This window comes from Pseudomonas sp. NFACC56-3 (assembly GCF_900100025.1).
Classification (GTDB): domain Bacteria; phylum Pseudomonadota; class Gammaproteobacteria; order Pseudomonadales; family Pseudomonadaceae; genus Aquipseudomonas; species Aquipseudomonas fluorescens_AA.
In genome coordinates, this window is sequence record NZ_FMTK01000012.1 from 90575 (window position 1) to 115596 (window position 25022).

The 25022-nt window shown below is 62.9% G+C and carries 21 protein-coding genes; 14 read left to right on the forward strand and 7 right to left on the reverse strand.

Annotation, left to right across the window (positions count from 1 at the left end; translation table 11 throughout):
• The first annotated feature begins 159 nt into the window (after nt 1-159).
• From BLO80_RS17370 to ureC, 12 genes are all read left to right on the forward strand, one after another.
• On the forward strand, nt 160-1539 hold the full coding sequence (locus tag BLO80_RS17370) for a PepSY-associated TM helix domain-containing protein (RefSeq protein ID WP_092331026.1): 1380 nt from the start codon (nt 160-162) through the stop codon (nt 1537-1539).
• Nucleotides 1540-1919: 380 nt separating this feature from the next.
• Complete coding sequence (urtA, locus tag BLO80_RS17375) at nt 1920-3185, forward strand: urea ABC transporter substrate-binding protein (protein WP_025211599.1); 1266 nt, start codon at nt 1920-1922, stop codon at nt 3183-3185.
• Nucleotides 3186-3345: 160 nt separating this feature from the next.
• Complete coding sequence (gene urtB, locus BLO80_RS17380; protein WP_092171379.1) at nt 3346-4848, forward strand: urea ABC transporter permease subunit UrtB; 1503 nt, start codon at nt 3346-3348, stop codon at nt 4846-4848.
• The gene (gene urtC, locus BLO80_RS17385; RefSeq protein WP_092204810.1) at nt 4848-5924 is read left to right on the forward strand and encodes an urea ABC transporter permease subunit UrtC; all 1077 of its coding nucleotides are present in this window, start codon (nt 4848-4850) and stop codon (nt 5922-5924) included. The genes urtB and urtC overlap by 1 nt, the downstream gene beginning before the upstream one ends.
• Nucleotides 5924-6784, forward strand: coding sequence for an urea ABC transporter ATP-binding protein UrtD (urtD, locus tag BLO80_RS17390; protein ID WP_092204811.1), 861 nt, complete (start codon nt 5924-5926; stop codon nt 6782-6784). Before urtC ends, urtD begins: the two co-directional genes overlap by 1 nt.
• 133 nt (nt 6785-6917) lie before the next feature.
• On the forward strand, nt 6918-7616 hold the full coding sequence (urtE, locus tag BLO80_RS17400) for an urea ABC transporter ATP-binding subunit UrtE (RefSeq protein ID WP_092331021.1): 699 nt from the start codon (nt 6918-6920) through the stop codon (nt 7614-7616).
• A gap of 30 nt (nt 7617-7646) precedes the next feature.
• A complete protein-coding gene (locus BLO80_RS17405) occupies nt 7647-8498 on the forward strand; it encodes an urease accessory protein UreD (RefSeq protein ID WP_092331018.1) in 852 nt (283 codons plus the stop codon).
• Between the two features lie 150 nt (nt 8499-8648).
• Nucleotides 8649-8951: an urease subunit gamma gene (gene ureA / locus BLO80_RS17410; RefSeq protein WP_003197350.1), complete on the forward strand. Its 303-nt coding sequence runs from the start codon at nt 8649-8651 to the stop codon at nt 8949-8951.
• A 9-nt stretch (nt 8952-8960) separates the two neighbouring features.
• Complete coding sequence (locus tag BLO80_RS17415) at nt 8961-9494, forward strand: GNAT family N-acetyltransferase (RefSeq protein ID WP_092331016.1); 534 nt, start codon at nt 8961-8963, stop codon at nt 9492-9494.
• 7 nt (nt 9495-9501) lie between these two features.
• On the forward strand, nt 9502-10035 hold the full coding sequence (locus BLO80_RS17420; protein ID WP_060739380.1) for a GNAT family N-acetyltransferase: 534 nt from the start codon (nt 9502-9504) through the stop codon (nt 10033-10035).
• Nucleotides 10032-10337: an urease subunit beta gene (locus BLO80_RS17425; protein WP_014336352.1), complete on the forward strand. Its 306-nt coding sequence runs from the start codon at nt 10032-10034 to the stop codon at nt 10335-10337. Before BLO80_RS17420 ends, BLO80_RS17425 begins: the two co-directional genes overlap by 4 nt.
• A 141-nt stretch (nt 10338-10478) precedes the next feature.
• Nucleotides 10479-12179, forward strand: coding sequence for an urease subunit alpha (gene ureC, locus BLO80_RS17430; RefSeq protein WP_060743085.1), 1701 nt, complete (start codon nt 10479-10481; stop codon nt 12177-12179).
• 80 nt (nt 12180-12259) lie between these two features.
• On the opposite strand, the gene BLO80_RS17435 is transcribed toward ureC, so the two are convergent.
• The 3 genes from BLO80_RS17435 to BLO80_RS17445 form a co-directional block, all read right to left on the reverse strand.
• A complete protein-coding gene (locus BLO80_RS17435; RefSeq protein WP_092331013.1) occupies nt 12260-17284 on the reverse strand; it encodes an NEL-type E3 ubiquitin ligase domain-containing protein in 5025 nt (1674 codons plus the stop codon).
• 112 nt (nt 17285-17396) lie between these two features.
• Nucleotides 17397-17696: a chaperone modulator CbpM gene (locus tag BLO80_RS17440; RefSeq protein WP_092331010.1), complete on the reverse strand. Its 300-nt coding sequence runs from the start codon at nt 17694-17696 to the stop codon at nt 17397-17399.
• 210 nt (nt 17697-17906) lie between these two features.
• On the reverse strand, nt 17907-18845 hold the full coding sequence (locus BLO80_RS17445; RefSeq protein WP_092331008.1) for a DnaJ C-terminal domain-containing protein: 939 nt from the start codon (nt 18843-18845) through the stop codon (nt 17907-17909).
• A 294-nt stretch (nt 18846-19139) separates the two neighbouring features.
• On the opposite strand from BLO80_RS17445, the gene BLO80_RS17450 reads away from it, so the two are divergent.
• A complete protein-coding gene (locus BLO80_RS17450) occupies nt 19140-20414 on the forward strand; it encodes an Hsp70 family protein (RefSeq protein WP_092331005.1) in 1275 nt (424 codons plus the stop codon).
• A 124-nt stretch (nt 20415-20538) separates the two neighbouring features.
• Here the strand turns inward: BLO80_RS17450 and BLO80_RS17455 are convergent, their stop codons facing one another.
• The 4 genes from BLO80_RS17455 to BLO80_RS17470 form a co-directional block, all read right to left on the reverse strand.
• Nucleotides 20539-21552, reverse strand: coding sequence for an AI-2E family transporter (locus tag BLO80_RS17455; RefSeq protein WP_092204820.1), 1014 nt, complete (start codon nt 21550-21552; stop codon nt 20539-20541).
• A gap of 228 nt (nt 21553-21780) precedes the next feature.
• Nucleotides 21781-22062: a PsiF family protein gene (locus BLO80_RS17460; protein WP_092331003.1), complete on the reverse strand. Its 282-nt coding sequence runs from the start codon at nt 22060-22062 to the stop codon at nt 21781-21783.
• 196 nt (nt 22063-22258) lie between these two features.
• The gene (locus BLO80_RS17465) at nt 22259-23149 is read right to left on the reverse strand and encodes an esterase/lipase family protein (RefSeq protein ID WP_092331000.1); all 891 of its coding nucleotides are present in this window, start codon (nt 23147-23149) and stop codon (nt 22259-22261) included.
• Nucleotides 23150-23273: 124 nt separating this feature from the next.
• Nucleotides 23274-23912: an FMN-dependent NADH-azoreductase gene (locus BLO80_RS17470; protein ID WP_092330998.1), complete on the reverse strand. Its 639-nt coding sequence runs from the start codon at nt 23910-23912 to the stop codon at nt 23274-23276.
• Between the two features lie 137 nt (nt 23913-24049).
• On the opposite strand from BLO80_RS17470, the gene BLO80_RS17475 reads away from it, so the two are divergent.
• Nucleotides 24050-24970, forward strand: a complete 921-nt coding sequence (locus BLO80_RS17475; RefSeq protein WP_092330995.1) for a LysR substrate-binding domain-containing protein — start codon at nt 24050-24052, stop codon at nt 24968-24970.
• The last annotated feature ends 52 nt before the right edge of the window (nt 24971-25022 follow it).

The following is a 25022-nucleotide window of genomic DNA, read 5'->3' on the forward strand; positions in this document are numbered from 1 at the left end:
ACTGTGGGAGCGAGCTTGCTCGCGATGGCGAAGGCCCATTCAACATCGATGCAAGCTGAACCATTGCTATCGCGAGCAAGCTCGCTCCCACAGGGTTCGTTTCCACCTTGACTGACGGCACACCATAACAACCCAATTTGCCCTGCGGAGCGCTTTGCAATGAGCCAACCGAAACCGAATTTCTACAACCTGGCCTGGCGCTGGCATTTTTATGCCGGGCTGTTCGTGGCGCCGTTCATGGTGATGCTGGCCCTGACCGGCATCATCTATCTGTTCAAGCCGCAACTCGATCCACTGATGTACGGCAGCCTGTTGAACGTGCCGGCCGGGCATCACACCCTGACGGCGGACGACTTGCTCAATAAGGTCCGCCAGGCCTACCCCGAAGGCCAGGTCAAACAGTACCTGCCACCGGTCAACGCCGAGCGCAGCGCACAATTCGTGGTGATCGACCAGGGCCGGGAACTGAATGTGTTCATCGACCCGTACCACGGCGACGTTCTCGGCGAACAGGATGCGAAGAACAATTTGCAAGCCATGGCCCGGGCGATCCACGGCGAGTTGCTGATCGGTACGGTCGGTGACCGATTGGTGGAAATGGCCGCCGGCTGGGGCGTGGTGCTGGTGGTCTCCGGGCTGTACCTGTGGTGGCCACGCGGGCAATCAACGGCCGGCGTGCTGTGGCCGCGCTGGAGCGCCCGCGGGCGATTGTTCTGGCGTGACCTGCATGTCGTCGTCGGTTTCTGGGGCGCGGCATTCCTGCTGGTGATGCTGCTCAGTGGCATGACCTGGACCGGCTTCTGGGGCAAGCAATACGCAGACCTCTGGAACCGCTTCCCGGCGGCGATGTGGAATGACGTGCCCAAGTCCGACGTCGAGGCCGGCAGCCTCAACAACGCCCACCGCCAGACCGTGCCCTGGGCCATGGAAAATACGCCGATGCCGATGTCCGGCGACCATGCCGAGCACATGGGCCACGGTGGCATGCACGAAGGCCCCGCCGCCCCGACCGTCAGCCTGCAAGCGGTGCAGGATATCGCCACCGAACGCCAGGTCACGCCCGGCTACAGCATCACGTTGCCCACCACGGCCAGCGGCGTGTTCACCGTCGCCGTGTTCGCCGATGACCCACGCCACGACGCCACCCTGCACGTGGACCAGTACACCGGCAAGGTCCTGGCCGACGTGCGCTGGGAGCACTACAGCATCGTGGCCCGCGCCACCGAAACCGGGGTGATGCTGCACGAAGGCAAGATGTTCGGCCCGGTGAACCAGATCCTCGTGCTGCTGGTTTGCCTGATGATCCTGCTCAGCGCCGTGAGTGGCCTGGTGATCTGGTGGAAGCGCCGGCCCCAGGGCAAGTTCGGCGTGCCGCCGCTGCGTCACGACTTGCCGACGTGGAAGACCGGGGTCTTCATCATGCTGGCCCTGGCGCTGGTGTTCCCGTTGGTGGGGGCTTCGCTGGTGGTGGTGTGGCTGTTGGATCGGCTGCTGATCCGCTTCAATCGCGAGCCTGAAGTGGCCTCATCTTCAAGCTGAGACAGTGCACTAACGGAAGGCGGCGCGAACGCTCTACTATCGCGCCCGCCATCTAAACGCAGACCCCAGCCCCCTGTGGGAGCAAGCTTGCTCGCGATGGCGTCAGCCCATCCAGCATTGATGTGGCAGACAAACAGCTATCGCGAGCAAGCTCGCTCCCACGGTTGATCGTTGACGACCCGTGACATCGGTGCCCCAATGCGGCGCACCCCATCGCACCAGCGCCGAATCGCGATCACTCATGGTGCACCGCCCTTCCTCCCCTCCTCGCCACTTCCCTGTTTCCGGGCTTTTTTCCGACCGGGCACACCCCTTGCAAAAGCGCCTTCAGCGTTTGCATCTGCCCTCGAAAAAACTCATAAGTCCATGGAGATCGCACAATGAAGCGTCGTAGCTTGATCAAGGCTTTTACACTCTCGGCAAGCATTGCCGCGATGGGCATGGCCTGGACCGTCCAGGCCGCCGAAACCATCAAGGTCGGCATCTTGCATTCGTTGTCCGGCACCATGGCGATCTCCGAGACGTCCCTCAAGGACATGGCGCTGATGACCATCGACGAGATCAACGCCAAGGGTGGTGTGAACGGCAAGAAGCTTGAAGCAGTGGTCGTGGACCCGGCGTCGAACTGGCCGCTGTTCGCCGAAAAGGGCCGGCAGTTGCTGACCCAGGACAAGGTCGCCGTGGTGTTCGGCTGCTGGACATCGGTGTCGCGTAAATCCGTGTTGCCGGTGTTCGAAGAACTCAACGGCCTGCTGTTCTACCCGGTGCAATACGAAGGCGAAGAGATGTCGCCGAACGTGTTCTACACCGGCGCCGCGCCGAACCAGCAGGCGATTCCGGCGGTGGAATACCTGATGAGCGAAGAAGGCGGCAGTGCCAAGCGCTACTTCCTGCTGGGCACCGACTACGTCTACCCGCGCACCACCAACAAGATCCTGCGCTCGTTCCTGCACTCCAAAGGGGTGGCGGACAAGGACATCGAAGAGGTCTACACCCCGTTCGGCCACAGCGATTACCAGACCATCGTCGCCAACATCAAGAAGTTCTCGGCCGGTGGCAAGACCGCGGTCATCTCCACGGTCAATGGCGACTCCAACGTGCCGTTCTATAAAGAACTGGCCAACCAGGGCCTGAAGGCCACCGACGTACCGGTCGTGGCGTTCTCGGTGGGCGAAGAGGAACTGCGCGGCATCGACACCAAGCCGCTGGTGGGCAACCTGGCGGCGTGGAACTACTTCGAATCCGTGGATAACCCGGCGAACAAGAAATTCGTCGATTCCTGGAAAGCCTACGCCAAGGCCAAGAACCTGCCAGGTGCCGACAAAGCGGTGACCAACGACCCGATGGAAGCCACCTATGTCGGTATCCACATGTGGGCGCAAGCGGTGGAGAAAGCCAAGTCCACCGACGTCGACAAAGTCCGCGAAGCCCTGGCCGGCCAGACCTTCGCCGCACCGTCGGGCTACACCCTGACCATGGACAAGACCAACCACCACCTGCACAAGCCGGTGATGATCGGCGAGATCCAGGCCGACGGTCAGTTCAACGTGGTCTGGCAGACCGAAGGCCCGATCCGCGCGCAACCGTGGAGCCCGTTCATCGCCGGCAACGACAAGAAGCCTGACTATGCGGTGAAGAGCAACTGAGCCCATGGGTGTCGGCCCCAATCCCGGGCCGACACACAACCCCTGTGGGAGCGGGCTTGCTCGCGAATGCGAACTCATGTTCAACATTTGAGTCGCCTGACACACCGCATTCGCGAGCAAGCCCGCTCCCACAAAAGAAAGTTTGCGCAAGGCCTAGCATATGCCCACCGCCCTCTACCGCCTCATTCTCGCCCTGGTGCTGCTGTTGCCACTGGAGGCCCATGCCGGCGACGCCGAAGACTTCGTCGCCGCCAACCCGACCCAGCAGGCCAGACTCCTGGAAACCTGGGCGGCGCAGCCGGAGCCTGAACGTGTCGAACTGATCAACGCCCTGCAACAAGGCCAGTTGATCGTCGACGGCCAGCCAAAAACCCTGCGCCTGAACAACCGCTTGCGCGGGCTGATCGAAACCGCCCTGGCCAGCCATCAACTGCTCGCCGTCGATGCCCGCGTACGCCTGGCCGCCGCGCAGCAATTGCAAAAAAGTGCCCGCCCGGCGCAACTGGCGTTTCTCGACCGGCAACTGGCCGGTGAGCAGGACGAAAACGTACACGCCGCCCTGAGCCTGGCCCTGGCGAACCTGCAGCTGGTGGACACCAACCCGAACGTGCGCCTGGCTGCTGTCCGCCTGTTGGGGGAAACCGGCGACCCACTGGCCCGCACCCGCCTGGAAGGCCTGCTCGAACCCGGCGTCGAAACCGATGCCGCCGTGCGCACCGCCGCTGAAACCAGCCTGGGCCAGGTCAAGCGCAAGCTCCTGGTGGGAGAATTGCTGGGCCAGGCCTTCAGCGGCATGTCCCTGGGCTCGATCCTGCTGCTCGCCGCCCTCGGCCTGGCGATTACCTTCGGCCTGCTGGGGGTGATCAACATGGCCCACGGCGAGATGCTCATGCTGGGGGCCTATTCCACTTATGTGGTGCAGCTGCTGTTCCAGCGCTTCGCCCCGAACGCCATCGAGTTCTATCCGCTGATCGCCTTGCCGGTGGCATTTTTCATTACCGCGGCCATCGGCATGGCCCTGGAGCGCACGGTGATTCGCCACCTCTACGGGCGGCCGCTGGAAACCCTGCTCGCCACCTGGGGCATCAGCCTGATGCTGATCCAACTGGTGCGCCTGGTGTTCGGTGCGCAGAACGTCGAAGTCGCCAACCCGGCCTGGCTCTCGGGCGGGATCCAGGTGTTGCCGAACCTGGTGCTGCCGTACAACCGCATCGTGATCATCGCCTTCGCCTTGTTCGTGGTGGTGCTGACCTGGCTGCTGCTGAACAAGACGCGCCTGGGCCTGAACGTGCGCGCCGTAACGCAGAACCGCAACATGGCCGCCTGCTGCGGCGTGCCCACCGGCCGGGTCGACATGCTCGCCTTCGGCCTCGGCTCGGGCATCGCCGGGCTCGGTGGCGTGGCCCTGAGCCAGATCGGCAACGTCGGCCCGGACCTGGGCCAGAGTTACATCATCGACTCGTTCCTGGTGGTGGTGCTCGGGGGTGTCGGTCAGTTGGCCGGCAGTGTGTTCGCCGCGTTCGGCCTGGGCATCGCCAACAAGATCCTCGAACCGCAGATCGGCGCCGTGCTCGGCAAGATCCTGATCCTCGCGCTGATCATTCTGTTCATCCAGAAGCGTCCGCAAGGCCTCTTCGCGCTCAAAGGACGGGTAATCGACTGATGAACCAGCCCCTGATGCTCACGGCCACGCAAAAGGCCGGTCCCAAAGTCACCCTCGCCGTCGGCGCGCTGATCCTGGCCGTGCTGCTGAGCCTGCCCTTGCTGTCGCTGCTGGCGGCGGACAATCCGCTGCATGTCTCGGCCTACACCCTGACCCTGGTGGGCAAGATTCTCTGCTACGCCATCGTCGCCCTGGCACTGGACCTGGTCTGGGGCTACGCCGGCTTGCTCTCCCTGGGCCACGGCCTGTTCTTCGCCCTGGGCGGCTATGCCATGGGCATGTACTTGATGCGCCAGGCCGCCGGGGATGGCTTGCCGGCGTTCATGACCTTCTTGTCGTGGACCGAGTTGCCTTGGTACTGGGCCGGCACCGACAGTTTCCTCTGGGCGATGTGCCTGGTGGTGCTGGCGCCGGGGTTGCTGGCCCTGGTGTTCGGCTTCTTCGCCTTCCGCTCGCGGATCAAGGGCGTGTATTTCTCGATCATGACCCAGGCCCTGACCTTCGCCGGGATGCTCCTGTTTTTCCGCAACGAAACCGGGTTTGGCGGCAACAACGGCTTCACCAATTTCCGCTCGATCCTGGGCTTCGGCATCACCGAGCCCGGCACCCGGGCGGTGCTGTTTTTCGCCACGGTGTTGCTGCTGGTGGCGAGCCTGTTCATCGGCTGGCGCCTGGCCCGCAGCAAGTTCGGCCGGGTACTGACCGCCCTGCGGGACGCGGAAAACCGCCTGATGTTCTGCGGCTACGATCCCCGTGGTTTCAAGCTGTTCGTCTGGGTGTTGAGTGCGGTGTTGTGCGGCCTGGCCGGGGCGTTGTATGTGCCGCAAGTGGGCATCATCAACCCCAGCGAAATGTCGCCGACCAACTCCATCGAGGCCGCCGTGTGGGTCGCCCTTGGCGGGCGCGGCACGTTGATCGGGCCGTTGCTGGGCGCCGGGGTCGTGAACGGCATGAAGAGCTGGTTCACCGTGGCGTTTCCTGAATACTGGCTGTTCTTCCTCGGCGCCCTGTTCATCGTCGTGACCCTGTATCTGCCCAAGGGTGTGATCGGGTTGTTGAAGAAAAGGAGCGAATGATGCGAATCACACCTACGGCGGATTTCATGCTCGAACCCATCCTGGAGCCCAACAAGGACCAAGGCAGCAGCCGCGACGCCATCGGCCTCGGCCAGGCAGCCGGCGTGGGCCTGAACACCCGCCACGGCACCATCCTGACCCTGGAAGACATCAGCGTCAGTTTCGATGGTTTCAAGGCCTTGAACGATTTGAACCTGTACATCGGCGTCGGCGAATTGCGCTGCATCATCGGCCCCAACGGCGCCGGCAAGACCACCCTGATGGACGTGATCACCGGCAAGACCCGCCCCAGCCACGGCAAGGCTTGGTTCGGCGAGACCCTGGACCTGACGAGCATGAGCGAGGTGCAGATCGCCCAGGCCGGCATCGGGCGCAAGTTCCAGAAGCCCACGGTGTTCGAAGCCCTGAGCGTGTTCGAGAACCTGGAGCTGGCGCTCAAGACCGACAAATCGGTATGGGCCAGCCTGCGGGCAAGGCTCACCGGCGAGCAGCACGATCGTATCGACGAAGTGCTCGAGACCATCCGCCTTGCCACGTCGGTCAACCGCGCCGCCGGGTTGCTGTCCCACGGGCAGAAGCAGTTCCTGGAGATCGGCATGCTGCTGGTGCAAGACCCGCAATTACTGTTGCTCGACGAACCGGTGGCAGGCATGACCGACGCCGAGACCGAGTTCACCGCCGAACTGTTCAAGTCCCTGGCGGGCAAGCATTCGCTGATGGTGGTGGAACATGACATGGGCTTCGTCGGCGCGATCGCCGACCACGTCACCGTGCTGCACCAGGGCAGTGTGCTGGCCGAAGGGTCGCTGGAACAGGTGCAGGACAATGAGCGGGTGATCGAGGTGTATCTCGGTCGCTAGAGCGGCAAATGCTACTCCCTGTGGGAGCGAGCTTGCTCGCGATGGCGGCGACACATTCAGCACCTAAGCAAGCTGACCCACCGCTATCGCGAGCAAGCTCGCTCCCACAGGGAACTTGAGGAGAATCTGGAACATGCTGCAAGTCGACAAGCTGCACCAGTACTACGGCGGTAGCCACATCCTGCGCGGCCTGTCGTTCGACGCCAAGATCGGCGAGGTGACGTGCCTGCTGGGGCGCAACGGCGTGGGCAAGACCACCCTGCTCAAATGTCTGATGGGCTTGTTGCCGGCCAAGGAAGGCTCGGTGAGTTGGGAAGGCAAGGCCATCACCACGTTCAAGCCGCACCAACGGGTGCATGCCGGCATTGCCTACGTGCCCCAGGGCCGGGAAATTTTCGGACGGCTGACGGTGGAAGAAAACCTGCTGATGGGCCTGTCGCGCTTTCCCGGCGCCGAAGCCAAGGAAGTGCCGGCATTCATCTACGAATTGTTCCCGGTGCTGCTGCAGATGAAGCAACGCCGTGGCGGTGACCTGTCCGGCGGCCAGCAACAGCAGCTCGCCATTGGCCGGGCCCTGGCCAGTCGCCCGCGACTGCTGATTCTCGACGAGCCCACCGAAGGCATCCAGCCCTCGGTGATCAAGGAGATCGGCATGGTGATCAAGAAGCTGGCGGCCCGGGGCGACATGGCGATTTTGCTGGTGGAGCAGTTCTACGACTTCGCCGCCGAGCTGGCCGATCAGTACCTGGTGATGTCCCGGGGCGAGATCGTGCAGCAGGGGCGCGGAGAAAATATGGAAGCCGAGGGTGTGCGCGGACTGGTTACGATCTAGTCTGTAGCGTCCTGACGATAATCAGAAATCATGAATCTACCTGTCTGTTCATTGGCGCCTTCGGCCCTGTTCACCCCTAGCTGGCACGCCGAGCTGGAATTGGGCTACGCCCGTTTCGGCGATTGCACACGCCCGGTACAGCGCCGCCACAAAGGTCCGCTGCGGGTGCAAAAACACTTGTACGCCGAAGGTCCCGAGGTGTGCCAGCACATCATCGTCCACCCGCCCGGTGGGATTGCCGGCGGTGACCGGCTGGACATCTCGGCCCATGTCGGCCCTGGCGCCTGGGCGCAACTGACCAGCCCCGGCGCGGCCAAGTGGTACCGCGCTGCCGGCCCGGCGTACCAACAATTGACACTGAGCGTGGCCCCCGGCGCGACCCTGGAATGGCTGCCTCAGGAGACCATCGTCTTCAGCGCGGCCCAGGCCGAACTCGGCACGAATATCGACCTGCAGGGCGACGCACGCCTGTTCTACTGGGACATGGTCGCCCTCGGCCGACCGGCCAGCGGCGAGCGGTTCGACCTGGGGCACTTTCAATCGCGACTGGACATTCGCCGCGACGGCCAGTTGCTGTGGCATGAGCGTCAGCGCATTGTGGGCGGTGATGGGCTGCTGGACTCACCCATCGGGCTGGGCGGCGATCCGGTGTTTGCCACGTTGCTGGTGACCGGCGAGATCGACAGCGAGTTGCTGGAACACTGTCGATCCCTGGGCCATGCCGTGCGCGGCGACCTGACCCAATTGCCCGGCCTGGTCGTGGCGCGGTGCCTGGCGAGCGAGGCGTTGCTGGCGCGGGGGTGGTTGATTGAATTGTGGCGGCATCTGCGCCCGGCGCTGCTCGGTCGGGAGGCCATGCCCCCGAGAATCTGGAGTACTTGAATTGGCTTTTCTGTGGGAGCGAGCTTGCTCGCGATAGCGGTGTACCAGCCAACGGTTATGTTGAATGTTCGATAGCTATCGCGAGCAAGCTCGCTCCCACAGTGGAATGGGTTTACAGCGAATTTATTTATCTGCCTTTATGGATTGCACATGGACCTGACCCCACGCGAAAAAGACAAGCTGCTGATCTTCACCGCCGGCCTCGTCGCCGAACGACGGTTGGCCCGGGGCCTGAAGCTCAACTACCCGGAGGCCATGGCCTACATTTCCGCCGCGCTGCTGGAAGGCGCCCGTGACGGCCAGACCGTCGCCGAGCTGATGCACTACGGCACCACGCTGTTGAGCCGCGAGCAGGTGATGGAAGGCATCCCGGAAATGATCCCGGAGATCCAGGTCGAAGCGACGTTTCCCGACGGCACCAAACTGGTCACCGTCCACCAACCCATCGCCTGAGGCCACGTCATGACTGCCCATGTTCGTGACGCCCATGCCGCAGACCTGCCGGCGATCCGCGAGATCTACAACGACGCTGTCCTCAACACCACGGCGATCTGGAACGAACAAGCCGTGGACCTGAGCAATCGCCAGGCCTGGTTCAGCGCCCGGCAGACCCAGGGCTACCCGGTGCTGGTGGCCGTCGACGCCGAAGACAACGTACTCGGCTACGCTTCGTTCGGCGACTGGCGGCCGTTCGACGGCTTTCGCCACACCGTGGAGCATTCGGTGTACGTGCGCAGCGATCAACGTGGCAATGGCCTTGGCCCGCTGCTGATGGCCGCGCTGATCGAACGTGCCAGGGCCTGCGATAAACACGTCATGGTCGCGGCCATCGAAAGCGGCAACGCGGCCTCGATTCGCCTGCACGAGCGGGCCGGGTTCGTGATCACCGGGCAGATGCCCGAGGTGGGGACCAAGTTCGGCCGCTGGCTGGACCTGACCTTCATGCAGTTGAACCTCAACCCCGGGGCGCTACCGCCTGCCATCAACAAGGAGTGAAAAGCCAATGAACGCCGCCCAGTTGCGTCGGGTCCACGCCGAGAGCTTTGCGCATTATCGCCAGGGCCTGATCGATCTGTTGCTCGACGCCGTCGGCTACGGGGCCAGCGTGGGGTTCATGGCCGATCTCGATGCCGTCCAGGCCCGCGCCTATTTCGACGAGGTCCAGGCCAGCCTCAACCAGGGCCACCTGCTGCTGTGGGTGGTGGTCAAGGATGAACAGGTACAGGCCAGCGTCCAGCTTGCCCTGTGCCAGAAGCCCAACGGCCTCAACCGCGCCGAAGTGCAGAAGCTGCTGGTCCGCGGAGAGGCTCGCCGCCGCGGGCTGGGCCAGCAATTGATGAGCGCCCTGGAACTTGGCGCCCGCCAGCACAAGCGTGGCCTGTTGTACCTCGACACCGAGGCCGGTTCCGAGGCCGAGGCGTTCTACCGCGCCATGGGCTACACCCGCGTCGGTGAACTGCCCGACTACTGCCAGAGCCCGGACGGGACCTACACCCCGACCGCCATTTACTACAAGATTTTGGGGCAACCGCAATGATTCCAGGGCAATACCAGGTCCAGCCCGGCGACATCGAACTCAACGTCGGTCGCCGCACGCTCACGCTGAACGTCGCCAACAGCGGTGACCGACCGATCCAGGTCGGCTCGCACTATCACTTTTTCGAGACCAACGACGCCTTGACCTTCGACCGCGCCGCCAGCCGTGGCATGCGCCTGAACATCCCGGCCGGCACCGCGGTGCGTTTCGAACCGGGCCAGAGCCGCGAGGTGGAGCTGGTGGACCTGGCCGGGCATCGCCGGGTGTTCGGGTTTGCCGGGCGGGTCATGGGCGACCTGTAAGTCATAGGGTGCCTGCACTGGCCTCATCGCGCGCAAGCTCGCTCCCACAGGGAAACGCGATCAGATGTGGGAGCGAGCTTGCTCGCGATGAGTGAGCGCAGCGAACGGTTTCAACATTCAATTGAATTCCAAGGCAAGCACATGAAGATTTCGAGACAAGCCTACGCCGACATGTTCGGCCCCACCGTCGGCGACAAGGTCCGCCTGGCCGACACCGAGTTGTGGATCGAAGTGGAAAAAGACTTCACCACCTATGGCGAAGAAGTGAAATTCGGCGGCGGCAAGGTGATTCGCGACGGCATGGGCCAGAGCCAACTGTTGGCCGCCGAGGTCGTCGACACCTTGATCACCAACGCGCTGATCATCGACCACTGGGGCATCGTCAAGGCCGATGTCGGCCTCAAGGACGGGCGCATCGCGGCCATCGGCAAGGCCGGCAACCCGGACATCCAGCCCGACGTGACCATCGCCATCGGCGCCAGCACCGAAGTGATCGCCGGCGAAGGCATGATCCTCACCGCCGGCGGTATCGACACCCACATCCACTTCATTTGCCCCCAGCAGATCGAAGAAGCGCTGATGAGCGGCGTCACCACCATGATCGGCGGCGGCACAGGCCCGGCCACCGGGACCAACGCCACCACTTGCACCTCCGGGCCGTGGCACCTGGCGCGCATGCTCCAGGCCGCCGATGCCTTCCCGATGAACATCGGCTTCACCGGCAAGGGCAACGCCAGCCTGCCGGAGCCGTTGATCGAGCAAGTCAAGGCCGGGGCCATCGGCCTGAAGCTGCACGAAGACTGGGGCACCACGCCCGCGGCCATCGACAACTGCCTGAGCGTGGCCGACCAGTACGATGTGCAGGTGGCGATCCACACCGACACCCTCAACGAGTCGGGCTTCGTGGAAACCACCCTCGCCGCGTTCAAAGGCCGCACCATCCACACCTACCACACCGAAGGTGCCGGTGGCGGGCATGCGCCGGACATCATCAAGGCCTGCGGTTTTCCCAACGTATTGCCCAGCTCCACCAACCCGACCCGGCCGTTCACCCGCAACACCATCGACGAGCACCTGGACATGTTGATGGTCTGCCATCACCTGGACCCGAGCATTGCCGAAGACGTGGCCTTCGCCGAAAGCCGCATCCGCCGCGAGACCATCGCCGCCGAAGACATTCTCCACGACCTCGGCGCCTTTTCGATGATCAGCTCCGACAGCCAGGCCATGGGCCGCGTCGGCGAAGTCATCACGCGCACCTGGCAGACCGCCGACAAGATGAAAAAGCAACGCGGCGCCCTGCCCGGCGACGGCGAAGGCAACGACAATTTCCGCATCAAGCGCTACATCGCCAAGTACACCATCAACCCGGCGATCACCCACGGCATCAGCCATGAAGTGGGCTCCATCGAAGTGGGCAAGTGGGCCGACCTGGTGCTGTGGCGCCCGGCGTTCTTCGGCGTCAAGCCGACGCTGATCCTCAAGGGCGGAGCGATTGCCGCCAGCCTGATGGGCGACGCCAACGCCTCGATCCCGACGCCACAACCGGTGCACTACCGACCGATGTTCGCCAGTTACGGCGGCTCACGGCATGCCACCAGCCTGACCTTCATCAGCCAGGCCGCCGCCGAGGCCGGGTTGCCGGAACAACTGGGGCTGAAGAAAAGAATCGCCGTGGTCAAAGGCTGCCGCGACGTGCAGAAGACCGACCTGATCCACAACGACTACCTGCCGAGCATCGACGTCGATCCGCAGACTTACCAGGTCAAGGCCGACGGCGTGTTGCTGTGGTGCGAACCGGCTGAAGTGCTGCCGATGGCGCAGCGTTATTTCCTGTTTTGAACCGACGCAGTTCCTGTGGCGAGGGCGTTTGCTCCCTCACCGCAGGTTTTCATTGCCTGGAATGACCGGGCGGGGCCAGCCTACAGGTCGGTACTTCCCGGCAACTGCTCCAGCTCGCTTCGCGTCAACGACTGGACCAGCTCCGCTTCCTTGATTTTGTGTTGCAGGCCCAACGCCTCGGACTGGCTGATGTAGTCGGCTTCCTCCAGGGTCCCGGAGGCCTTCGCTTCATCCAGCTCGATCTGCTTGGCGATAAGGGTGTCATTCAGCGCCTGGAAGGAGGCCCCATGGGCCTGCTTCAAATAATCGATCCAGAAATCCCGGCCCACCAGCGACTGAAACTGCTGGGGGGAATCGTCCAGCGCCAACACCTCATTGGCAGCGGCATCGAGCATTCCAGGGGTGACATCTCCCAGCGTGAGAAAAGCCCCGCCCGCGGGTTGCCCCGGTAGCCCCAGTCGATCCTTGAGCCCCACACGGTAAGCCAGACGGACCTCGACTTCTTCTATCAGCGCCAGGTTTTCGCGCTTTTCATCGTTGGTCAGATCGGTGCGGGCATTGATCGCATCGCGGCGCCGCTGGATATCCCGCAGGGCAATACGCTCTACCTCATCGAGGCGAAACAGCCCCTTGGCCAGATGGACCAGCGTCGCCGCCTCATCCTTTCCAAGCGCCAAGGCCCTGGCGTTGTGGATCATCAAGCGGATCTCCAGGTAGCTGAAGGACAAGGCTGCGCGATCTTCACAGGCCGGTCGACCGGCCAAGTCGAACAGTTCATGACGCAAGTCGGTGGCGTTGCCCATCGCCTCGAGCATCTGCCAGACGCGGGCCTGGAGGTTCGGATAATCCTCCAGACCCTGATAGGAGTCGGCCAACCGATGCAACAACTCAAAAAACTCTCCCGAGTGCTGCTCATCCGCCAGGCTTTGCCACAAGGCTCTTTTTTCCGCCAGTTGGCCCGCAGGCAGGTCGCGCAGCCATTGCTGCATATTCGCCGGCCCGACCGGCACAGAAAACCCAAACGCCTCGGGCAAACGCAGGACGGCCCATTCAGGACGCGTCTGCAAGACCGTCACCCAATAATCACGCATGCGCTGTTGGACCCCCTCGCTCAACGGGTTGCCCTGCAACAGCGTCACGCGATTCAGACGTGCCGTGGCATGGGCACGCTCGGCCGGCGGGTCGAGCAGGTGATCCGGGACCTGGGTCAAGCCGTTGTCGCGCAGGTCGATCAGCTCCAGCGGTTGATCGCGCAGGCCAGAGGGCCAGGCAGTGATCCCGGTGTTCTTCAGGTGCAGTCGTTCCAGCTCAGGTAGCCTGCTGAAGTCCGGCAGGCGCAGCAGCAAGTTGTTATCCAGGTCGAGGTTTTTCAGCCGGCCAAGGCTTTGCAGGATTTCAACGCTACGACGTGTCAGGCCGATCTGGTTATTCGCCAGCCGAAGCGTCTCCAGATTTCGCATCCCCTCCAGGGTTCCGGGAATATCCATCAGCCTGTTCCTGGACATCTCCAAGCGCTTGAGGGAGGAGAACCCGCTGAGGAAGCCGTCGCAGTAGTCCAGCGTCAAGCCCATGTCAGACATCATGAGCACACCCACATGGCTGAAGTCGGCCGTCAGCTCCGGCAATGCCCCGATGTTCAATCCGCTCAAATCAAGCTCATACCCGAGCCTGCGGCCATCGGCCCCTGCAACGACCCGGGTCTGACGCCTCCAACAGCGCTCGATGTGTTCGGCCGCTATCTCTCTGACCCCCGTCGGTACTTGCCGACGGTGATGACCCTCGTAACGCCATCCAAAGGTAGCGACCCAGCGGTCCAGATCCCGACGCAGCATTTTCAACTCGACTTTACGTCGTTTGAGCTCCCTCACCGCGCCATTGCCCAGCGATCGCAACAGCGCCTCGGTCTGCTCCGCCGTGTAGCTCGGGTACAGCTCCTGCACCCGACTCTCCGGCGAGCGGCCCAGGCGCAACCAATCCCGCAGCCCACCCAGGGGGTAGCCGACGTTGCCCGAAGCCAGGCGCATCGGCGATTGGAAGGCGGGCTTGAGCGCAGGCATCTTCAAGCGACTCGCCAGCGTATCCCGATCCACTGGCGAAGCGCCGATGGCCTCTCTCAACTGGTCGCCGTGATGGATCGAGGGTCGAGCCATGGCCCGGCGTTCGGCATCCGGCAGGGCATGCTGCAAGGCATCGAAGACACTGCCCCAATGGCTCAACTCATTGCCGCTGTCGTCAAAGGCCTGGTAGACATCATCGTCCTTGACCACGACCTTGGTCTGCGTCGCATTTTGCGGCCCGATGCTGTCGATCAAGGCGCCGGACACATCGGCCTCGCGCAATTCGATGCGCACCGTGTCGCTCCAGCCAGGCAAGGTTTCCAGGGTCGCCAACACCAATCGAGGCGTGTCCGCCGTGGCCAAGGCGTCCTGATACAGGCCTTCGTAGGCTCGGTTCAAACGCACCCTGCGCTGATAATGACGCAGCTCTTCGGCGATGCGCAGCGGGATGGGCTTGGTCTGGCTGGCCTCGTCGAAATCCCAGGCGGCCATTTGCTGCAACTCTTCGGTACCGGCCAGGGTGATGATCTGCTCGATCGCCTTTGCCGGGACCGAGGGAAAGCGGGACTTGATCAGCGTGACATGGGGGTCACCTCTCGTCTCGTCCATGGCGTAGTAATCGTTGAGCAACTGCACCTTTTCATTTACGGCCGCTTCGGCGAGTGCCTGGCGCAGGTGCCGGACGCGAGCATCCATGTTGGTTTTCGCAATCGGCGGGCTCGCCGTGGCCAACAGATCGGCGCCTGCGGCATCCACCGCTTCGATCAGGTTCTTCAACAGCGAAGGTGTGCGGACCTTGGCCTCGGTCAGGCTGGCTTCACGAAACGAGGTCTCGCCCTCCGAGGGCCGGATGTATTCCCAGCGCGTCCGCCCGGCGCCGTCGACAACCTTCAGCTTCAGCCCTCTTGGCCACGGGCCGTATTGGCTCAGCAGGTGCAACATCGGCTCGGCCAAGTCATGACCCAGCGGCTCCTCGCTTTGCAGTTGCCCGATGAACGTGTCGATTTGTCGGCAGAGGTCGAAACGATCCAAAGTGTCGGCCAGCAATGCCGGCACCGGCTCGCCCTCGACATGCATCCGTCGCAGCACGTCCTGCGGGGTCGCGCTGGCGAGGCGGATCTGCTCCAGTTCGGCATCGCTGAAGTTCTTGACGCCGTGGCCCAGGCGCCTCATCAGTGTCGGGCCTTCCCAGCTGCGCGGTTGTTCCAGTTCGTGGTGCCAGGCACCGTTGCCGTTGCCCGTCAGCTCGGGCTGGTAGGCCTGCGGACGGGAAGGATGACGAATGCGATAGCGAAGGGTCTGCGGGTCCTGTCGCACTTCATAATGTTGGTCACCCAGCGGCAGAACCTGCCGGTCGCCGACCCGATACAGGCCCTGGCTATCCGGACTCGACGCCGCGGGAGGCGCCAGTTCACTTTGATAAACGCTCAGGTCGGGACGCCACAGGCGCGATTCGCCGTTGACCAATTGCACCGGCTCCAACTGATCCACCGCGCCCGACCATCGAATGTGCGGCAGCACCGCCGCACCGGTGGCGACGAAGGCCGTGTTGAGGGCCACGCTGGAAAAATGCGCCCACATTTCCCGGATCTCGCCACGTTCGAACGCTTCGATGCCTTCGAAGGCCTCGTTGAACATCTGCACCGCCCCGACCGTCAACATCAGCGGCCCCAATCCTGGCACGACGAACGCCGCCAGGTTGAACACGTCGACCACCGCGTCCAGATAACTGTCCAGGCGCGCCAGGCGGGCTTTCTGGTCTTCATCACCGGTAGGCACCGCCACTGCGCGTGCGTCAGCCTGGATCTTCTCGATCTGCCGCAGGCGTAGCGAGCCCCACAAGTCGCCGGGAATCGGCGCCGTGGCCATGGGCAGATTGCGCAACGACGATTTGAGTGGGTAATCGGCCTGGTCATCGACCGTCGGGGAGATTGGGTAGAAGTGCTTGAACTGCCGGAAAAACACCCCTTGCTGACGCAGCGGCACGAAACGGCTGAAGAAGCGGCGGTAGGCGCTACCGTGCAGGCGTCGCCGCAGTTCGACCATGAAGTCGGCGCTGGAGGCATAGGCTTTCAGGGGATGCTCGGGGTCCCCCGGAAGGTAGGCCACGACCGGCACCACCCGGCGGCTGTTTTCGAGGTCGGGGCCGATCAACAGCGGGCCGACCAGGTCGATGTCGAATACTTTCAGGGAGGTGAAAGTCACGGCCTGGCCATCGAGGGTGACGTCTCTGGCCCCGTCGATCACCCGCTGCAACATCGAGTGGACCGCCGGGCTGATATCGGCCTTGGCCCGGGCGATCTCGATGTTCAGCGCCAGGCCCTGCCTGTGATGCTCCTCCAGTGAATGATCCAGCGGGTTGTACGTCTTGCTGTCGTCGGGCCGCAGGACAGCGTTGATGTGCGCCTGATACTGGCGCCCCAGGTCCAGGGTACGGCACAACGTGGCGAAGGCTTGCGGGGCAATCGGCAATGCCCCTGCGCGAACGGCGTCGATGGAAGGCACCACTGCGCCCCCCTCGGACGGACGCACCGTGGTAATGAGGCTGCAATCGGCGCAGGCGGGCTTGCGCGCTTCCTCTGGCGCGAAATTGGCCAGCGCCGCCTCCAGCAATGAAGTGCCACGGTATTCGTAGCGATCAAAATGGCCGCCCTCGCTGTCCAGGACCAGCGCTCCAAAAAAATCGTCGCGGGTCTTGCGCCCGTACTTGCGGACGAAATACACCTCGTTGACGTTCAGCGTGAGATTGAACTCATCCAGGAGCGCCTGCTCGAGCAAGGGTTCGGCAAAGGCGCGGATGTCCTGGATATTGCCCAGCCGGTTGTCGACCTGGTTCAGGCGTTCACGGTAGCGGGAATGACTGTCCTTGAGGCTGTTCCAGAGGTCGGGGGAGGCTTTCGCGTACCAGTCCGGAAGCGTCAGTTCATGGTCGCTCAGTTCCTGCTGGCGTTGCACGATGGCCCCGCTGTACCAGCCGGGGATACGGGCTTTGAGCAGATCCAAATGCTCGCCTTGGGGAATGGCAAGACGAGGGGTGAAGCCTGGCATATCGGGTCATCCTTGACGATGGAAAACCCGAGCCTAACCAATGTGCCGCCGAGGCGTGCGGTAACTATTTATTGCTTTTTCGACAAGACATGACGGATACGAACCGCCACGGTCATTCCACCCAACGGCCCAATTGCTGGCGCAGCCGACGATTCTCGGCACGCAGTTGCTGGACTTCCTCCAGCAGGTCCAGCGCCAGGGCGACGCCTTCCCATTCCAGTTCCAGCTCGCGGCGCAATTTGGCCGCACGGCGGGCCAGGACCAGTTCATAGTCGGTAAAACGCCAATCCGCAGGAGCCGCGCCGTGGGGTTCGAGGATGCCGTGGGCGACGATCTCGATCACATGGGCGTCGGCCAACGCGGCAGCCTCGCAGAATTCCGTCAGGGTCAGTTCAATGATCGGGTTGTTCATGGTCTGCTTCTCCCAATGCGTTAACTGTCGAGTCTAGCCATGACCGTGGCGAGGGAGCTTGCTCCCGCTCGGCTGCGTAGCAGTCGTAAAAACCTGCCAACTGTTTTTTCCTGGCACTGCGCGTCCAATGGTTTTGGGGCTGCTTCGCAGCCCTGCGGGAGCAAGCTCCCTCGCCACAGGTTTTGTGTTCAGTGGGTCATCCACCACAGGTCAGAAATTCTCCCGCGGATCGAACGCCGCTTTCTTCGCCAGTTCGGCCCACAGCGCCTTGACCGCTTCGTCGCTGGCCTTGGGCATCACGGCCTTGAGCTGCACGAACAGATAACCGCGCTCGCCGGCCTTGTTGCGCAGGCCATGGCCCTTGGCGCGCATGCGCTGGCCGTTCTGGCTGCCGGCCGGGACCTTGAGGTTGATCTTGCCGGTGAGGGTCGGCACCGCCACTTCGGTGCCCAGCGCCAATTCCCACGGGGCCAGGGGCAAGGTGATGATCAGATCCTGGCCTTCGACGTCGAACTTGGGGTGCGGAGCGAAACGAATGGTCAGGTACAAGTCGCCGTTGGCACCACCACCGACACCCGGCGCGCCCTGGCCCTTGAGGCGGATGCGCTCGCCGTCGGTCACGCCCAGCGGGATCTTCACGTTCAGGCTCTTGCTGGTGTTGCTCACGTGTTGGCCGGCCGCGTTGTATTGCGGCACCTGGAACGAGACCTTCTTCGACTCGTTCGACAGGGTTTCTTCCAGGAAAATCGGTAATTCCATTTCCACGTCTTGCCCTCGACGGCCGGCGCTGCGACCTGCCTGTCCGCCACCGAAACCCGACCCACGGTTACCGAAGATCGAACTGAAGAAGTCCGAGAAATCCCCGGTGTCCTGGCCGCCGAAACCACCACGGCTCTGCCAACCCGGCGGGCCCTGGAACGGCTGGCCGTGCTGGCCGTAGCGGCGCAGGTCGTCGTATTCGGCGCGTTTGTCGGCACTTTTCAGCGCTTCATAGGCTTCGGAGACGTCCTTGAACTTGGTCTCGGCGTCTTTTTCCTTGCTCACATCCGGGTGGTACTTGCGCGCCAGCTTGCGGTAGGCAGCCTTGATCGTGCTGTCGTCCGCCGTGGGCTCGACACCCAGGATCTTGTAATAGTCTTTGAAATCCATCTAAGCATCACCATCCGTTATCGATGTCGCACCGCCACGCACAGCATGCCCGGATGACCGGACAGCGGGTTGACCGACCTCAAGATTGGGACCGGGCGGCACGTCAGAAGTTTATCGGCAGCTGGCGGCGGTTCTTGCACCCGCCTTGCGCTACCAGGCTCATGCCAGCAAGTTTGGGGGTATAAGAGAGTCTTTCAAGTCCTGCGGTCGAGAATTAGCAGATAACCGGCCTTCGAATCCGCGCCCCACTGACATACACTGCGCGGCCGTTTTTTCAACTGGAACCCGAAAGACATGAAAAACGCATCCCCGGCCCGTGCCTGCGGCATCGACTTTGGCACGTCCAACTCCACTGTCGGCTGGCTGCGCCCCGGCATGGAAACGTTGATCGCGCTGGAGGACGACAAGATCACCCTGCCTTCGGTGGTCTTTTTCAATCTCGAGGAACGCCGCCCGGTGTATGGCCGCCTGGCCCTGCACGAATACCTGGAAGGCTACGAAGGCCGGCTGATGCGCTCGCTCAAGAGCCTGCTGGGCTCCAAGCTGATCAAGCACGACACCAGCGTGTTGGGCACGGCCATGCCCTTCAAGGATCTGCTGGGGTTGTTCATCGGCCAGTTGAAGAAACGCGCCGAAGCCACCGCCGGTCGGGAATTCGAAGAAGTGGTACTGGGGCGCCCGGTGTTTTTCGTCGACGACGATGAAATGGCCGACCAGGAAGCGGAAAACACCCTGGTGGACGTCGCCCGCGCCATCGGCTTCAAGGAGGTTTCGTTCCAGTACGAGCCCATCGCGGCGGCCTTCGATTATGAATCGACCATCGAGAAAGAAGAGCTGGTGCTGATCGTCGACATCGGCGGCGGTACTTCGGACTTCTCCCTGGTGCGCCTCTCCCCCGAGCGCCGCACCCACGACAACCGCCACGCCGACATCCTCGCCACCGGTGGCGTGCACATCGGCGGGACCGATTTCGACAAGCAACTCTCCCTGGCCGGCCTGATGCCACTGTTCGGCTACGGCAGCCGCATGAAAAGCGGCGCCTACATGCCCACCAGCCACCACATGAACCTGGCGACCTGGCACACCATCAACGCGGTGTACTCGCAAAAGTCCACCCTGGCCCTGGGCAGCATGCGCTACGACATCGAAGACACCGGCGGCATCGACCGGCTGTTCAAGCTGATCGAACAGCGTGCCGGGCATTGGCTGGCGATGGAAGTGGAAGAAACCAAGATCGAGCTGACCCACACCGACCAGCGTCATTTGCTCCTGGACCGGATCGAGCCGGGCCTGAGCGTGGACCTGAGCCGCGTGCTGTTCGAGACGGCCATCGACGGCTTGCTGGAGCGGGTGCGCGGCAGCGTCACGCAGTTGCTGGGCGATGCCGACGTGCGGGTCGATCAGGTCGACACGGTGTTCTTCACCGGCGGCTCCAGCGGCATCCCGGCGCTGCGCAACAGCGTCTCGGCGATGCTGCCCCAGGCGCGGCACGTGGAAGGCAATATCTTCGGCAGTATTGGCAGCGGGCTGGCGATCGAGGCGATGAAGCGCTACGGCACGCAGGTCTGATCCAGGACCGAGGCGCCTGCATCGCGAGCAAGCTCGCTCCCACAGGGATCGCATAGGCACTGATATCTCCTGTGGGAGCGAGCTTGCTCGCGATGGCGCCAGATCTGGCACCATCCCTACCGGATCAAACCATCCCGATCTGTTTCAGCTCACTCTTGATATACGCATAGTAAATCGGCCCCGCCACCACCCCCGGCAACCCGAACGCGGCTTCGAACACCAGCATCGCCATGAGCAATTCCCAGGACTTGGCGCTGATCTGCCCACCGACGATGCGGGCGTTGAGGAAGTATTCGAGCTTGTGGATCACGATCAGGTAACCCAGCGCCGCCACCGCGACCCAGATCGACAGCGACAGGCCGACAATGGTGATCAGCGTATTGGACATCAGGTTGCCGATGACCGGCAGCAGCCCCAGCAGGAAGGTCATCACGATCAGGGTCTTGGTCAGCGGCAGTTTTATCCCGAACAGCGGCAGCACCACCGCCAGGAAAATCCCGGTGAAGAAGGTGTTGAGCAGGGAGATCTTGATCTGGGCGAATACGATGTTGCGAAACGCCTTGACCAGCAGGTTCAGGCGATCGAACAGCGCCGCGGCCAGGGGCTTGCGCTTGGTCAGGTCGGGGATGCGCTGCAAGGCGACGATGGCCCCCAGTACCATGCCGATCAGCAACGTCACGAACATATGGGCCGCGTCCTTGCCCACCAGTTGCAGGTCGCTCAGGTGCTTGCTCACCCAGTCGCCAATGGCCACTCGGAACTCGGCGGCGCTGGCCGGCAGGTAGGCGTCGATGAATGGCGGCAATTGCCCTCGGGCGCGGTCGACCACCGTCATGAACTTGTCCAGGGAGGCTCCGGGGTTTTCGGCCTCATGGAGCAGGAAACTGATGGCTCCGGCGAAGATCAGCGTCAGCACACTGACCACCAGCGTGCCCAGCAACGCCACGGCCAGCCAGCGGGCACGGCGACCTTCGATCAGGCGCTGCAGCTGTGGGGTGAGCATGTTGACCAGCTCGAACACCAACAACCCGGCCAGCAGGCTCGGCAACAGGCGCAGTGGCAGCACCAGCAACAACCCACCAAAAATGATCACCCAACTGATCACCAACAATACATGACGCTGAGAAAACGTTGGCATACAGCCTCAGGACAAAACGGCGTGAAAGGATCGGCAGTCTGCCAGCGATCCACCAACAGCACTAGACATTGTATCGACCGATCCTGGACAGGGTTCAGCTGTTTTTTTGCAGTGCGTGCCGTCCCCATCGCGAGCAAGCTCGCCCCACCATGGATTTGTAGTGTCCGGTCCATGGTGGGAGCGAGCTTGCTCGCGATAAGGCCCTCACAGGCTAGAAAAACCCAGCCCTTATTTTTTCTTCAGGCACTCACTCATGAACGCCTTGCGGGCATCACCCTTCAGGGCCTGGGTGGTGGCCGTGGCGTTACAGGTCTTCATGCGTTCCTGCGGGGTGCTCGGTGCAGCCTTGAGGCAGGTACTCATGAACGCCTTGCGCTCGTCGCCCTTGAGCGCCTTGGCGGTGGCGTCGGCGTTGCAGGTGGTCATCTTGGTCTGCTGCGCCGTCGCGGCGAAGCCTTGGGAACACAGCAGCAAACCGATCATCAACAAAGGCACACGCAGCATCTTCATGGTGTTTCTCCTGGCTGCCGCACGAGGGTACGGCGATGAGGTGCAGTGTAGACAAAGCCTGTTACACCTTCATCTGTTGGATCCGCTGTGCCTGGTCTATCGCCCATCGCGAGCAAGCTCGCTCCCACAATGGGCCGAGCGCTGCAAATCCCCTGTGGGAGCTTGCTCGCGATGGCAGACAACTCGATCCGCCCCCCTACACCCCGGCCGCCTTCAACCGCTGCGCATGCTCGACAAACAACCGGACCGGCTCGGCCCCCTTGCCCACCAGCCCCAGCGACTGGTTGACGATGTCGAAGTGGTCCAGCGGATAATCATCGCCGATGACCGTGCCCAGGTGTGAGCTGCAGCGGCCGACCATGCCGTCGCACTGTCCCGCCTCCCTGACAAAGGTGCGGGCAAATAAACGGCAAGTGCGGTTGGTGCCGTCGAACAGATTGCGCCCCTTATCGGTCTTGCCCGGCTGCAAGGTGCCGGACCACGAGTAATAGCGCACGCCATTGACCTCTTCCGGCCCCTGCCCGCCCCAGGTAACCGGCAGGCCCTGTGGATAATCTTGATTGAACAGCGCCACCCCGGCGGTGGTCAGGGAGGCGTGGGAAGCTTGGATATCCACTGGCAGCTTCGGCCCGCGATAGCCGGTGTCCAGCAGGCTCATCAGGGCGTTGATCAGGCGCAACACGGCACTGAGCACACGCCCCTTGGCACTGTCGGCCGGGTAGTGGGCCTGCAGGTAATCGGCCAGTTCGGAGCCATGGTTGGGGCCAGCCACCGACGTGACCGACGCCACCAGGTCCGGGCGTTTGGCGGCGGCATAACGGGCGGTGAGGCTGCCCTGGCTGTGGCCGATCAGGTTGACCTTCTGCGCACCGGTTTGCCGCAGGATGTCGTCGATCAATGCCAGCAACTGCTCGCCACGCACCTCGGACGAGTGCAACGGCGAAACCTTCACCGCCACCACCACGGCCCCACCGCGACGCAACGCCGAGACGATCCCATACCAGTACGGATACAACACCAGGCGTATGAACCCGAGCATGCCCGGGACCAATACCAGCGGGTAACGAGTAGCGCAACGTTGCGACATGGCGACATCCTTGTGATCAAGAGGGATCAGCATCCGTACCGATGATGACCCGTCTATGACACCCGTGTCACTTCATGTACGTGCAGGCGTCCATGGCGAGCGCGCTTGCGCCCGTTGGGCCGCTTCAAAAGGTCCGCGCCAGCGCGAGCAGACGCTCCTCGGCCTCGGCACAAGACAACGCGAAACTGCGCTCGGCCGACTCTTCGCCTTCGGCCGCCACCATCGTTACATCGGTGATACCGATAAACCCCAGCACGGTGCGCAACAGCGTGTCGGCGTGGTTCATGCTCTCCAGTGGGCCGCCGGGGCCAAAACCGAAATCGCCGCGGCTGGTCACGATCAGCGCCTTCTTGCCCAGCACCAGCGGCTCGTAGTGCGACACGCCGTTGTCCAAGCGGTGGTTGAACGTCAGCCCGATGCGCACGATCTGGTCGATCCAGGCCTTCACGCCGCTGGGCACGCTGAAGTTGTGCATGGGCGCGGAGATCACCAGTCGGTCATGGGCTTGCAGCTCCTCGACCAAGGCATCGCTCAGAGCCAGGTCCGCTTGCATGATCAACGGTCGAGCCTGGGGCTCGGGGTAGAACGCCGCGGCGATAAAGGCTTCGTTGACCGGCGCAATCACGGTGCGTCCGACTTCACGACGGGTCACGTGGGGCTGCGGATGGGCGGCCTGCCATGCCGAGACAAAAGTCTCGGCCAGGCGCCGGGAATGAGAACGCTCGCCACGAGGGCTGCCATGCACTACAAGAATCTTGCTCATCTGAATCTCCTTTCCTGCGGCTACCATCAAACATTGCTTGTGCCTTACAGCTTGAAGCTCAGAGCGAGCTTCAGACAAATGAGCGTTAGTTCATCTGGATGAGTTAATTTCATCCATCGCACCTCAGGAGAATTCAAATGTTCGCCAACCTGCCGCTCAACGCATTGCGTGCCTTCGAATCCGCCGCGCGGCTGCTCAGTTTCAAGGCGGCCGCGGCGGAGTTGTCGGTCACGCCGACGGCGGTTTCCCATCAGATTCGAGCGCTGGAGAGCTGGCTGGGGCTGATGCTGTTCGACCGCCTGCCACGCCAGGTACGCCTCACCGAAGGTGGGCAACGCTTGTTCCACAGCCTGCACGGGGCCTTGCTGGAGGTGGCGCAAAGCGTCGACATCCTGCGCCCGCAACGCAGCACCACCCACCTGACCCTGTCCACCACCGCCGCGTTTGCCGCCCTGTGGCTGGTGCCTCGCCTGGGGCGCTTTTATGCGCGTCACCCGAACATCAATGTGCGCCTGGACACCCATTGCGAAGTGATCGACCTGCACCAGGACGCCAGCGTCGACCTGGTGGTGCGCTACAGCCTGGAGGCCTATCCGAACCTGTACGGCATGTGCCTGTTCGATGAAAGCTTCGGGGTCTACGGCTCGCCTGAACAAGTGGCCCTGGCAGCCCGGCAGCCGCCGACGCTGATCAGCGTGCGCTGGCACAACTCCAAACTGTACGCCCATGGTTGGGATGCCTGGTGCGCCCAGGCTGGGGAAACCTGGCTCACCCGGCAGCCATGCATGCGCGAGTACGACGAGGAGCATTACGCCTTGCAAGCGGCGATTGCCGGGCAGGGCCTGGTGCTGGCGAGCAATATCCTGGCGTCGGAAAGCATCGCCAGCGGCTTGCTGGTGGGCTATCGCCCGGACGTCCAGATCGATGGCGCCGGCTACAGCGCCCTGTGCGTCCCGGGCCGTGAACGCCATCCGCCGGTGCGGGCATTTTTCCAGTGGCTGGGAGAGGAAGCGCGGCTGTCAGGATTTCCTCCGGTGCTTGCGATGTCGCAGGCCTAGGAACTGCCGAAAGCTGCGCCTCCCCATGGGAATTGCATTGACACATTTCATT

Coding starts and splice junctions, on each gene's coding strand:
- BLO80_RS17370 (WP_092331026.1), top strand. CDS start 160: ATGAGCCAACCGAAACCGAATTTCTACAACCTGGCCTGGCGCTGGCAT.
- urtA (WP_025211599.1), top strand. CDS start 1,920: ATGAAGCGTCGTAGCTTGATCAAGGCTTTTACACTCTCGGCAAGCATT.
- urtB (WP_092171379.1), top strand. CDS start 3,346: ATGCCCACCGCCCTCTACCGCCTCATTCTCGCCCTGGTGCTGCTGTTG.
- urtC (WP_092204810.1), top strand. CDS start 4,848: ATGAACCAGCCCCTGATGCTCACGGCCACGCAAAAGGCCGGTCCCAAA.
- urtD (WP_092204811.1), top strand. CDS start 5,924: ATGCGAATCACACCTACGGCGGATTTCATGCTCGAACCCATCCTGGAG.
- urtE (WP_092331021.1), top strand. CDS start 6,918: ATGCTGCAAGTCGACAAGCTGCACCAGTACTACGGCGGTAGCCACATC.
- BLO80_RS17405 (WP_092331018.1), top strand. CDS start 7,647: ATGAATCTACCTGTCTGTTCATTGGCGCCTTCGGCCCTGTTCACCCCT.
- ureA (WP_003197350.1), top strand. CDS start 8,649: ATGGACCTGACCCCACGCGAAAAAGACAAGCTGCTGATCTTCACCGCC.
- BLO80_RS17415 (WP_092331016.1), top strand. CDS start 8,961: ATGACTGCCCATGTTCGTGACGCCCATGCCGCAGACCTGCCGGCGATC.
- BLO80_RS17420 (WP_060739380.1), top strand. CDS start 9,502: ATGAACGCCGCCCAGTTGCGTCGGGTCCACGCCGAGAGCTTTGCGCAT.
- BLO80_RS17425 (WP_014336352.1), top strand. CDS start 10,032: ATGATTCCAGGGCAATACCAGGTCCAGCCCGGCGACATCGAACTCAAC.
- ureC (WP_060743085.1), top strand. CDS start 10,479: ATGAAGATTTCGAGACAAGCCTACGCCGACATGTTCGGCCCCACCGTC.
- BLO80_RS17435 (WP_092331013.1), bottom strand. CDS start 17,284: ATGCCAGGCTTCACCCCTCGTCTTGCCATTCCCCAAGGCGAGCATTTG.
- BLO80_RS17440 (WP_092331010.1), bottom strand. CDS start 17,696: ATGAACAACCCGATCATTGAACTGACCCTGACGGAATTCTGCGAGGCT.
- BLO80_RS17445 (WP_092331008.1), bottom strand. CDS start 18,845: ATGGATTTCAAAGACTATTACAAGATCCTGGGTGTCGAGCCCACGGCG.
- BLO80_RS17450 (WP_092331005.1), top strand. CDS start 19,140: ATGAAAAACGCATCCCCGGCCCGTGCCTGCGGCATCGACTTTGGCACG.
- BLO80_RS17455 (WP_092204820.1), bottom strand. CDS start 21,552: ATGCCAACGTTTTCTCAGCGTCATGTATTGTTGGTGATCAGTTGGGTG.
- BLO80_RS17460 (WP_092331003.1), bottom strand. CDS start 22,062: ATGAAGATGCTGCGTGTGCCTTTGTTGATGATCGGTTTGCTGCTGTGT.
- BLO80_RS17465 (WP_092331000.1), bottom strand. CDS start 23,149: ATGTCGCAACGTTGCGCTACTCGTTACCCGCTGGTATTGGTCCCGGGC.
- BLO80_RS17470 (WP_092330998.1), bottom strand. CDS start 23,912: ATGAGCAAGATTCTTGTAGTGCATGGCAGCCCTCGTGGCGAGCGTTCT.
- BLO80_RS17475 (WP_092330995.1), top strand. CDS start 24,050: ATGTTCGCCAACCTGCCGCTCAACGCATTGCGTGCCTTCGAATCCGCC.